Consider the following 11,859-nt stretch of genomic DNA (forward strand, 5'->3'; position numbering starts at 1 on the left):
TTACTCCATACATGCATTGTATATCTAATATCTACACACAATGTCTACATATTAGTTTTAGAAATTAAATAAATTTCTTCTTTAAAACTTTCTTGTCTTAAAGATAAAGCCCCTTCTTTTGCAAGCTCTAAAGAAGCTACAAAATAAGACGCCGTAGCAGATCTATTTTCAAGGTTATCTCTAATATTTTGTGGTAAATACTCAAAAAGATTTTTCCAACCAGTAGATTTATTAATCAAACTTCTCAAATTTTTTACGGCTTCTTCTACTGCGTATAGTCTTGACCTTGCTATTGTAACTGATTGATTTTTATCTTTTGATATAATTTGGCCATAGGATTTAATTAAATCAAATAAGCTCAAATCATAAAGCACTTTTTGATTAGGTTTAAAAACCTCAGAGACCCCTCTTTTAAAAAAATGAAGCCCTAGTTGATGTTTCTTAAATAGTAGTTTGGATACTTTTTGAATGGCTTCTAATCTTTTTAATTGAAGTGCAAGAAGCTCTGACATTTCTTGTGCATTATTTATATCGTCATCAGTATTAACTGGTAAAAGAATTTTAGATTTTAAAAAAGCAAGCCAAGCTCCCATAACTAAGTATTCTGCTGCAACATCTATATCTTTCTTAATAGCATAATCTAAAAACTCAAGATATTGTTCAGCTAGGGGCAATATAGACAACCTAGACAAATCTATCTTATGGTCTCTTGCTAGGCTCAAAAGTAAATCAATTGGTCCTTGAAAACCGTCTAATGTTAGACTTAATACATCTGATTGTTTATTTACCAAGTTAGACATTAAAAACTCTCATTTATTTGGCTGTAAAATACAAACTATATTTTTTAATTTAAATTTCTCACATAAATCAAGACCGTCTTTCTTAATTAAAGGTGAAGTCCAAACTCTATGAAATAAAAAATTTTTAGTATTTTTAAAAGTATAAATTTCTAATGTCACATTAGATAATAAGATTCTATGTTGTTTATTCATAGATTTAATTGCAATTCGTGCTTTATCTAAATTTTTAAAAGAACCAAATTGAACCCTATAAAGACCAGGTTTTTGTTTAGTTTTATCAATTTTGATTGGTTTAATTTTTGGTTCTATTTTAGTTAAAATATTATTCTTTAAATCCTGTTTATTAAAATTCTTCTTTATTTTGTTACTTTCAATCACTTCAATTGGCAGTAATTCTGGTTTAACTGGAAGAGGTCTCAACTTTTCATTTTCAATTAAAGCTTTTTTATTATTTAAAATTTCAACATCTAAATTAGGAACTTTTAATCCCTTAGGATCACTTGGCTTTACAATAACATCAGCATTATCAGGTCCTAGTATTATTAAACTATCATTATGGTTATCATAAAAGAAAATTTTTAAAGCAAAAATTCCTAAAGAAAATAAGACACCCACTCCTAAAAAAAAATATGCTGACAATTTTAAATAATTTATCATATAGGTTACATTTCAAAAATAGGTTCTATTGAGAGGAGAGATAACCCTTTTCTTAAGGTTAATGCTACTGCTTTAACTAAAGATAGTCTGGAATTTGTTAAGACATGATTGCTCTCTAGAACAAACTTAATATTATTATCGTCCTTTCCTTTGCTCCAAAGGCTATGAAAATTACTTGCTAATTCAATTAAATAATAACAAATTCTATGCGGCTCATGATTTCTCGCTGCCAACTCTAGAACTCTAGGCCATAAAGTAATAAACTTTATAAGCGCAATTTCATTTTCATTTGTAAGCAAGTTTAAATTTTCTGGCAACACATCTTCTTCTAAAACTTTAGCAGATTTAAATATAGAATTACACCTTGCATGGGCGTATTGAACATAAAAGACAGGATTTTCCTTTGATTTTTCTGTAACTTTTTTAAAGTCGAAATCTAAAGTTTGATCATTACGTCTTGTTAACATTATAAATCTAATTACATCTTTTCCAACTGCTTCAATAATCTCAGAAAGTGTTACAAAATTGCCAGCTCTTTTGCTCATTTTTATTGGCTTATCATCTTCTAAAAGATTTACCAAAGCACAAACTTTAGTATCTATGGAACTCTTTTCATTAGAAAGCGCTCTAACGGCAGCATTTATTCTTGAAATATAACCAGTATGATCTGCGCCAAGTACATTAATTAAGTTTCCATTAGTTCTTTTTATTTTATCTAAATGATAAGCCATATCAGTTGCAAAGTATGTCCAACTACCATCTGATTTTTTTAGAGCTCTATCAGTATCATCACCATAACTCGTTGATCTAAAAAGAAGTTGTTCACGCGTTTCCCAATTTTCAGAATTGACACCTTTTGGAGCTGGTAATGTTCCAGAGTAAACAAGTTCCTTATCTTCTAAAATTTTTAACACATTTTCTAGTAACTCACTTGAAACAATCTTCTGTTCACTAGAATAAACATCCATTTCTATGCCAATTTTTTGTAAATCAGTTTTTATTGTTTTCAAAATTATTTCTAATGAAATTGATCTAGCTATTTCAAAAACCTTAGCTTTATCTTTAAGTAATAAATCTTTACCATATTTATCAAATAAAACTTTCCCAACATCCTTCAAATATTCTCCTGGATACAAACCATCAGGAATTTGGTCAATTTTCTTTCCCATGCATTCTTCATATCTTAATAAAGATGATTTCACTAATTTCTCAATTTGGCTCCCTGCATCATTTATATAATATTCTCTTGTTACCTTATATCCAACTTTAGTTAAAAGAGAAGCTAGCGCATCTCCAAAAACTGCACCCCTTGCATGCCCAGCATGTAATGGTCCTGTTGGGTTTGCAGACACAAATTCTAGATTGATATTTTTTCCTTTTCCTAGATCAAATTTATCCCAATCTAATTGATTTAATAAGATATTTTTTAAGCAACTTGTCCAGGTTACTTGGGCCAATTTAATATTAATAAAACCTGCTCCAGCTACATCAACTTTTTCTATACCAGGAATTTTTGTAATATAAGGAACAAAGTTTTGAGCAATCTGACGAGGGTTTAATTTGATTTCCTTAGATAAAACCATTGCCATATTTGTAGACATGTCACCATTAATTGTTTCCTTAGGAGGCTCTAAAGTTAACTTTGTGAGGTACGGTTCAATATCAAACGTATAACTAAAATCATTTTTAAAAGAATTAATCGCATTTATTAGATGACCAAAATATATTTTATAGATATTCATAGATACTAATCTTCCTCTTTATAAAACTTAAAGTATTCTTTTTTTAAGAAAATATCGGTCATTCCAGCAATATAATCTACAATCACTCTTGATTTATCAATTTTAGAGAGATTTGATAAAGGAACCCCTCTTAAATATCTCCATTGTTCTGGGAGTAAATTAATATCTTTGTTATATAAAGAAAATAATTTGTCTATCATTAATGAAGCTTTGTTTAACTTATCTAAAATGGATTTATTATGATACATATTTTTGAATAAAAAAGTTCTAATTTGTTCCATATTTTTGAATGCAATAGGCGATAATTGCACCACGTTTCTATCAAAGTTTCTTATATCATCCACAGTTTTAAAATTGTTTTTATTTATAATTAATTGTGATGACGAAACAATGTTATTTATAAAATAGCTAATTAAATGTCTAATAAATTGATGAATTAAAATATCATATTGTATACTTGGAAATTTTTTTTCAATTTTTTCTATAATTAAATCTACAATTTTTATCTCTCGAAGTTGATTGATCGTAAATAATTTTTTACGAAGACCATCATCAAAGTCATGTGTTAAATATGCAATGTCGTCAGATATATTAGCTACCTGCCCTTCAATAGATGGGAAATTATTTAGATCCACTGAAATTAATTTATTAATTTCTAAAATATAAGATGGGATTTTTTTATTATCTAAGTAAGGGCCATTATGTTTAATTAAACCTTCTAAAGTTTCAAAAGTAAGATTTAATCCTTCAAAATTATAATATTTTTTTTCAATAAATGTTATAATTCTCAGAGTTTGCACATTATGATTAAAGCCACCTAAATTTAACATTAATTTTTTTAAAACCTCTTCACCTCTATGACCTAGTGGAGGGTGGCCTAAATCATGAGCAAGTGATATAGTTTCTGCCAAATCTTCATTAACATTAAGAGCTTTTGCAATAGATCTAGCAATTTGAGCTACTTCAATTGTGTGTGTGAGTCGAGTTCTATAATGATCTCCATCATCATAAACAAAAACTTGAGTTTTATCTTTTAACCTTCTGAAAGCTTCAGAGTGAATAATTCTATCTCTATCACGTTGAAACTCTGAACGACCAAGTATTAAAGGCTCATCTTTATAAATTCTTCCTCTAGTTTTTGAGCTGTGACACGCAAAGGTACTTAAAAACCTATTATCTATAGAATTTACCAATAATTTGTCCTAATATTAGTTCGTTATGTATAACAAATATGATAATATAAATTATTAAACATTGTAATAACTGTTTCAATCAGTAAATAAAATTGATAGAGTATTTTCATGCAAGATATTAATAATACTAAAGAAAATGAGTTTAAATTATCGCAAGACGCATCAAACAGAATTAAAATTTTACTTAAAAGTGAAGATGCTTCCTTTTTTAGAATTTCTGTTTTAGGTGGAGGATGTTCAGGTTTTCAATATGACTTTTCTTTTTCATCATCTCCTAATGATGATGATTATGTATTCAATCAAGATGGAATAAGTTACCTTATTGACAAACCATCCATGGATTTTCTCGTAGGAAGCACTTTAGAATACGTTTCTGAATTATCAGGCGCATACTTTAAAATTGAAAACCCTAACGCAACAGCTAATTGTGGTTGTGGCACAAGCTTTTCAATATGAAAAACATATTAAGTCTATGTCATTAAAAATCTCAAGTTTTAATGTAAATTCTATAAAAATGAGATTACCTAAGGTAATTAATTGGCTTGAAGAAAGCAAAACTGATATTTTGTTAATGCAAGAAACGAAAACAGTAAATGAAAATTTTCCTCAAAATGAATTCTTAGAAAAAGGTTATAATACTGTCTATTTAGGGCAAAAATCCTATAATGGTGTTGCAATAGCTAGTAAGTTTAAGATAGAGAAAATATCTGATAATTTGCCTATTTATGAACAAGATAGCGAAACTGACGATCAGGCGAGGTTTTTGCACGTAAAAATTGAAAACATAAATATTATTTGTTTGTACTTACCTAATGGTAATCCAGCACCTGGTCCTAAATATGATTACAAAATAAATTGGATGCGAAGATTAATAAAATACACACAAATGATTTATGATACTAATCAACCTCTTATATTAGGTGGTGACTTTAATGTAATACAACAAAAAATTGATTGCCATGATGTTTCTCAGTGGCTAGATGATGCTTTATATCTTGACGAAACAAGATCTAAAATGAAAGAATTAATTAATGTGGGTCTTATAGACTCATATCGTTTAAAACATCCAAATTTAACTGAGTATAGCTTTTGGGACTATCAAGGTGGAGCATGGCAAAAAGATAATGGAATAAGAATAGATTTTCTTTTAATTTCACCTGAAATAGTTGATATATTAATAGACGTAGGTATAGACAAAAATCTCAGAGGGCAAGAAAAGCCTAGTGACCACACTCCAGTTTGGATAGAAATTGAGGAAAAATATTAAATTATTTTTTATGAATGTTTTTTGGTATAAAATCTGATTTTTTGATTTCACGTGGATTTGGTATCCATACTTCCCTGTTGGGATGCATTCCTGCACCAAACATGGCAGAGACTGCAGAGCTTCTCATTCTATTTAATAACCTAGTGTCAGCATCACCTACCGCTGGATGAAGCCCATTATTCATATCAACAATTTTTTGCCATGCCTTCTTTCTTTCACTAAAAGTGTTTGTATCTAATAACTGAGTGCAGTCTAAAGTGTTTTTATTCAAATCTACTATAATTTCGTCTCCATCTTCAATTAGACCAATAGGCCCCCCAAGCGCCGCCTCTGGACCTACATGACCAATTACAAGACCTACTGAACCACCAGAAAATCTTCCATCTGTCATTAAACCTACTATTATATTTTTTTCCCTACATAAAGATGTAATTCTTGAAGTTGAATCCAACATTTCAGGCATTCCAGGTCCACCTACAGGCCCCTCATATCTTACGATTATCATATCCTTATCATTAATTTTTTCAGGTTCATTTTCTAGTGTATCTAAAAGTTTTTGTTCTCCATTAAATATTCTAGCCCTACCAATAAAAACGTTATCTTCTAATCCACCTTCAACTCCAGCGAGCTTTAAAATTGAACTATATTCTGGAGATAAATTACCTCCTAAAAGCCTAAGTCCTCCAGTTTGTTTAAAAGGTTTTTTAACAGTATATATAACTTCTCCATCTGGATCTTTAGGAGAAATTCTATTGATTTGTTCTTCTAATGTTTCACCAGTACAAGTAAGTGTGTTTCCATTCAACAATCCAGAATTAAGCAAATCTTTTACAAAAACTTGAACCCCACCTTTTGTATCAACGTCAACCATTGAGTATTTACCAAATGGTCTAGCATCCACTAAAACAGGAACAACGTTTTTAGATAGATGATTGAATTCTTCAAAACTCATTATGTCTTCGTTAAAATTATTATAACCTGCTGCACGAGCTAATTCTGGAGCATGAAGCATAACATTTGTTGAGCCACCTATAGACATTGCAACTATCAAAGCATTTCTGATAGAATCTCTTGTAACAATGTCTCTTGGTTTAATATCATTTTTAACCATATCGTCTAAATAGGTAATAAGCTCATCGGGAAAAATATCTGTTCTTCTTTTATCATCCGAGGGTGGCGACACCATATGTAATGGCTGCATACCAACTACACCAATAAAAGTTTGCATTGTATTGTATGTAAACATACCACCACAACTCCCAAAACCAGGACAAGCTTCACATGCAATTCTTTTTTTCAACTCTTCATCGTCACTACCAGCAATTTGATAACTTGAAATTATATCCAGGGGCTCTTTAGTCACTGAGTCAATACCAGGTCTTATTGGACCATCTGACATGATTATAGCAGGCCTATTATGTTCTAATATTGCTGACAAAGTGCCAACTGGAGGTTTGTCACATGCTACTACAGCTATTGTTCCTTCTAGACCTGACGCACTCAAATGTTCACATAGAGTGTCGTTAGTAACCTCTCGTCCTATTAGAGAGTATCGCATTTCTCTGGTGCCGTTTCTAATCCCATCAGAGGTGGCAACTGTATATTCTGGTTGGACCAATCTCATTCTTATGTCCCCAGAGTTTTGACCAATTCTTAAACGAAGTTTTTCATGAATTGTTTTAACTTTTTCTTCTACTCCTAAATAGCATTGGGAGTCCCCTTTATTTCCAACCACACCAACTGATGGCTCATGAATTAATTCAAGGTCTGTATTAAGAACTCTAGCAATACCATAGGTTTGAGAATTTCTACCAGGATTTTTATCTATTAAAACTGTTTTTGAGTTCTTCATTAATTTCTCCAATTATTTTTTTATAAATTTAATAAAGCTTTTTCTAATTCGGTTTTTCTTTGTTTAAAAATATCATGTTTATTATTAACATCCTCTACAACCTTTGAAGGCGCTTTGCTAACAAACATAGAATTATTCAATCTTTTATTAATAATTTCAATTTCATTATTAATATTTGACAACTCTTTATTCAACCTGTTTTTTTCACCTTCAATATCAATCAAACCATCAAGAGGTATCATAAGAGTAATTTCATCAACAGTGCTTACTATGAAATTATCAATTGATAAATCTTCTTCAAGAGAGAATGATAATTCATTTAATTTTGCTAAATTAATTATTAATTTTTTGTTCTCATCTATAATTTTCTTTTTTTCAGAATTAACATTTTTAAGAATTACACTTGGCTTAGACGCAAGAGGTATGTTTTTTTCAACTCTTAATGACCTAATTTCAGAAACTAATTTAATTGATAAATCAATACCATTATTTAAAGAAATATCATTAAACATAGTCTCTGGCCAAGATGACGATATAACCAATTCAGAAGGCTTCAATAAATTTTCAAAAATTTCTTCTGTAACATAAGGCATAATTGGGTGAAGCATCAATAAAACGTTCTTCATAACATTAATGGAAACACATTTAGTTTCTTTTATAGCTTCATTATTATCTTTATTGTTTAACAAAGGTTTTATAAATTCAATGTACCAATCACAATAATCTCTCCAAATAAACTGATATAATGCATCTGCAGCATCGTTGAATTTATATTCCTTTATTGAAATTTCCACTTTTTTATTTAGTTGATTATAAAGATTAATTATCCATTTGTTTGCTTGTAAGTCTAAAGTAATTATATTTGTGTTTAATTCTGAAGTACATTCGTTGAATTCTAAAAACTTGCAGCCATTCCAAATTTTTGTAGAAAAGTTACGATAACCAGCAATTCTTTCTTCGGATAACTTAATGTCTCTACCTTGAGCTGCCATTGCAGTAAGTGTAAATCTTAAAGAATCTGCACCATATTTATGAGACAAATCCAGTGGGTCCATAACATTACCTTTAGATTTTGACATTTTTTGACCTTTGTCATCTCTAACCAAAGCGTGAATATAAACTTCTTTGAAAGGAACTTGACCATCCATAAAATGAATTCCCATCATCATCATTCTAGCAACCCAAAAAAAGATAATATCAAAGCCTGTCACTAAAACATTTGTAGGGTAATATTTTTTTAAGTCAGCTGTTTCATCTGGCCAACCGAGTGTAGAAAAAGGCCACAAAGCAGATGAAAACCAGGTGTCTAAAACATCATCATCTTGCTTAAGGACTACTTTCTTACCGTAATGTAGTTCGGCAGCTTTTTCAGCATCTTTTTGGTTTAACTCTACAAATATTTTTTTATCTGGACCAAACCAAGCTGGTATTCTGTGTCCCCACCATAGTTGCCTTGAAACACACCAAGGTTGAATATTATTCATCCAATCAAAATATGTTTTATCCCAATTTTTAGGTATAAATTTTGTTCTATTATCTCTAACAGCTTGAATGGCTGGTATTGCCATTTTCTGAGCATCTACATACCACTGATCCATAAGCCATGGCTCTATAACTTCATTTGACCTATCACCATGAGGTACCGTATGGGTAATAGTTTCTTCTTTTACAAATAAATTTAATGACTTTAAGGTTTCTAAAATTTTTTTCCTAGCTTGAAACCTGTCTAAACCTTCAAAGTCCTTTGTTCCATTCTCATTTATTGATGCATCAGCATTAAAAATATTAATCATTTCTAAATTATGACGTTTACCAACCTCAAAATCGTTAAAATCATGTGCAGGAGTTATTTTTACAGCTCCTGAACCTTTTTAGGATCAGAATATTTATCAAAAATAATAGGTATAGGTTTGTTTAAAATTGGCAGAATTACATTTTTACCTTTTAAATGACTATATCTTTCGTCCTCTGGATTAACAGCAACAGCTGTATCACCCAGCATGGTTTCAGGCCTTGTTGTTGCAATAGTTATATATTCATTGCTATCTTCAATGGGGTAATTAAAATACCAGAACTTTCCTTGTGTCTCTTTTTGCTCAACCTCGAGATCAGAAATTGCTGTAAATAATTTGGGGTCCCAATTTACTAAGCGCTTATCTCTATAAATCAAACCTTCTTTAAATAATTTAACGAATACTAGATTGACAGCTTTAGATAAACCATCATCCATTGTAAATCGTTCCTTTTCCCAATCAGGTGATGCTCCAAGAGCCCTCAATTGTTTAGTGATATCACCACCAGATTTATCTTTCCATTCCCATATCTTTTCAATAAATTTTTCTCTTCCAAGAGAGTGTCGTGTTATGTCAGATTTTGCCAATTCTCTCTCGACAACCATTTGTGTAGCTATACCTGCGTGATCAGTCCCAGGTTGCCAAAGAACATCAAATCCTTGCATTCTATGAAATCTAATTAAAATATCTTGTATTGTAAAAGTTAAAGCATGACCTATGTGCAAGGACCCGGTAACATTAGGCGGTGGCATCATAATTACATAAGGTTTTTTTGATGACGTGTTGTTAGAAGCAAAAGCACCGCTTTCCAACCATTTTTGATACCATTTTCTTTCTATTGACTTTGAATCAAATCTTTTATCCATCATAATATAATTATATCCACGGTTTAATTTAATTAAACATTTTCATATCTAAAATGTTAAAGTTTAAATCTTTATCTTTTAAAACAAAGTTATCTTTATATTTACTATCAATAACTTTTATTGTGAGTTCACCTAAAATTGCTTTGATAGACAATAAGTTATAAACTTTTTCTGCTTCACTTTTAATTAAATTTGCCGAAGCATTCAAATATTCAACTTCTGCGTCAAGTTCCTCTAAAACAGTTCTAATTCCAAATTCCGCTTCTTTTTTAATACCATTTAATGCTAATAAAGATGACTTTTTTTCACTTTCAGATGCAATTATTTTAGCTATAGAATTTTTATAATTTTGAAATGAAGAAATAGCATCCAATTCAACCTTCCTATATTTTTCAGACAAGTCTAAAGAAGATGCCATATATAATTTATCTAATCGTCTTAATGAACTTTTTGAAGAATTATTATAAAAAAGTGGTGAACTGAAAGTAATATTTGCTCCATAACTTTGATAATCGCTCGTTGAATTTGAAGCAGATGATTGACTATCTTTTAGAAGAAATTCTAATTTTAAAGATGGCCTTTTACCTGTTTTATATAATTTAATGTTTTTTTCAGCTAAAGCTTTATTTAGCTTTGCGATATTTAATGAAAGATTATTTTTATTAGACAATTTTATTGTCTCATTTTCAGTTTTCGGTTCTTTGAAATTCAAACTTGGTAAATAAAATTTATTTGGAACAACCTTGAATTTAGTAATACTTTTGAATTTTGAAACTGCATTTTTTAAGTTACCTTCGGCTAAAATCAAATCATAATTTGCTTTTGCTAATTTAGATTGTGCTTCAGCCAAGATCGTTGGTGTTACAGTCCCTGCTTCTAGCTTTAAACGAGTTGCTTCAACGTTCTCTTTGAATCTTTCTAAACTTCTCTTTCTTAAACTAAAAAAAGATTGATTTGTATAAACATCTAAATAAGAATTAACTGCATTTAATATAACTTCTTGCTCAATTAATTTTAATTTATTTTCCTGTAGTTTAATATTATCCATTGCAATTGAATATTTTTCAAAAGCCTCTCCACCATCTAATATTTTTTTGCTTAATGAAATAGTAGAAGTTGTTGTGTCATCATTAACATAAGAACCAACTGAGTCAGACTGTTTGTTTAATGAATTATAAACAGTGGTAAACGAATTTGACCAATCTTTTGAAGAATATGATTCCTCTAGAGAATGCCTAACAGATTCTAAACGGTATTTTTCTGACTTAAGCTCCAAACTGTTTTTAAGAGCTTCAGTGATTGATAATTTGAAAGTAAAATCAGACGCTGATACTTTCGGGATATTACCTATTGAACAAATTAGCAAAAATGCTGACAAAAATATAAAAGCTCTATTTTTTTCTAATGGTAAAATCATTAAAACTCCAATTTATAATATTAACTTAATTTAGCTAATAAATAACATCTCTTAAAAATTTGAAAAGAAAATTATATAAATAGTACATACATTATATTTATTATTTTAAAAAGAATTACAAATTAAATTACATAAGATATTTTTTTATTTGCTTGTATGTTAATGTAAAGTTATAGATTTAAATATAACTATTCAGTGGCCCGATGGCAGAGTGGTGATGCGACGGCCTGCAAAGCCGTTTACAGCGGTTCGATTCCGCTTCGGGCCTCCAC

The 11,859-nt window shown here is 30.0% G+C and carries 8 protein-coding genes, 1 tRNA gene and 1 pseudogene; 3 read left to right on the forward strand and 7 right to left on the reverse strand.

The features are described from left to right. Positions 1 to 44 precede the first annotated feature (44 nt). The 4 genes from ABXT66_RS06025 to ABXT66_RS06040 are packed head-to-tail and all read right to left on the reverse strand — an operon-like array spanning position 45 to position 4,392. Entirely contained in the window at positions 45 to 800 is a 756-nt protein-coding gene (locus ABXT66_RS06025) for a segregation and condensation protein A (protein WP_443642590.1), read from the reverse strand. 9 nt (positions 801 to 809) lie between these two features. Next, positions 810 to 1,457, reverse strand: a complete 648-nt coding sequence (locus tag ABXT66_RS06030; protein ID WP_443642591.1) for a hypothetical protein — start codon at positions 1,455 to 1,457, stop codon at positions 810 to 812. Positions 1,458 to 1,462: 5 nt separating this feature from the next. Then, positions 1,463 to 3,199: an arginine--tRNA ligase gene (gene argS / locus ABXT66_RS06035; protein ID WP_443642592.1), complete on the reverse strand. Its 1,737-nt coding sequence runs from the start codon at positions 3,197 to 3,199 to the stop codon at positions 1,463 to 1,465. Positions 3,200 to 3,204: 5 nt separating this feature from the next. Beyond that, positions 3,205 to 4,392 (reverse strand): deoxyguanosinetriphosphate triphosphohydrolase, encoded by a 1,188-nt coding sequence (locus ABXT66_RS06040; RefSeq protein ID WP_443642593.1) that lies wholly within the window; start codon positions 4,390 to 4,392, stop codon positions 3,205 to 3,207. A 108-nt stretch (positions 4,393 to 4,500) separates the two neighbouring features. Between ABXT66_RS06040 and ABXT66_RS06045 the strand changes: the two genes are divergently transcribed. After that, a complete protein-coding gene (locus tag ABXT66_RS06045; RefSeq protein ID WP_443642594.1) occupies positions 4,501 to 4,848 on the forward strand; it encodes a HesB/IscA family protein in 348 nt (115 codons plus the stop codon). After that, positions 4,826 to 5,659, forward strand: coding sequence for an exodeoxyribonuclease III (gene xth, locus ABXT66_RS06050; protein WP_443642595.1), 834 nt, complete (start codon positions 4,826 to 4,828; stop codon positions 5,657 to 5,659). The genes ABXT66_RS06045 and xth overlap by 23 nt, the downstream gene beginning before the upstream one ends. Position 5,660: 1 nt before the next feature. Here xth and ABXT66_RS06055 read toward each other — a convergent pair whose 3' ends face one another. The 3 genes and pseudogenes from ABXT66_RS06055 to ABXT66_RS06065 all read right to left on the reverse strand — a co-directional run bounded on the left by ABXT66_RS06055 (position 5,661) and on the right by ABXT66_RS06065 (position 11,587). Next, positions 5,661 to 7,511 carry a dihydroxy-acid dehydratase domain-containing protein gene (locus ABXT66_RS06055; RefSeq protein WP_443642596.1) on the reverse strand — a complete coding sequence of 617 codons (1,851 nt, stop codon included), beginning with the start codon at positions 7,509 to 7,511 and terminating at the stop codon, positions 5,661 to 5,663. A gap of 20 nt (positions 7,512 to 7,531) precedes the next feature. Then, positions 7,532 to 10,173: pseudogene (locus ABXT66_RS06060) on the reverse strand (valine--tRNA ligase). 25 nt (positions 10,174 to 10,198) lie between these two features. After that, positions 10,199 to 11,587 carry a TolC family protein gene (locus ABXT66_RS06065; protein ID WP_443642597.1) on the reverse strand — a complete coding sequence of 463 codons (1,389 nt, stop codon included), beginning with the start codon at positions 11,585 to 11,587 and terminating at the stop codon, positions 10,199 to 10,201. Between the two features lie 197 nt (positions 11,588 to 11,784). Between ABXT66_RS06065 and ABXT66_RS06070 the strand changes: the two genes are divergently transcribed. After that, positions 11,785 to 11,858: transfer RNA gene (locus tag ABXT66_RS06070), tRNA-Cys, on the forward strand. The last annotated feature ends 1 nt before the right edge of the window (position 11,859 follow it).

This window comes from Candidatus Levibacter sp. Uisw_134_01 (assembly GCF_047717795.1).
In the GTDB taxonomy this organism is placed as follows: Bacteria; Pseudomonadota; Alphaproteobacteria; order Puniceispirillales; family Marisalimonadaceae; genus Marisalimonas.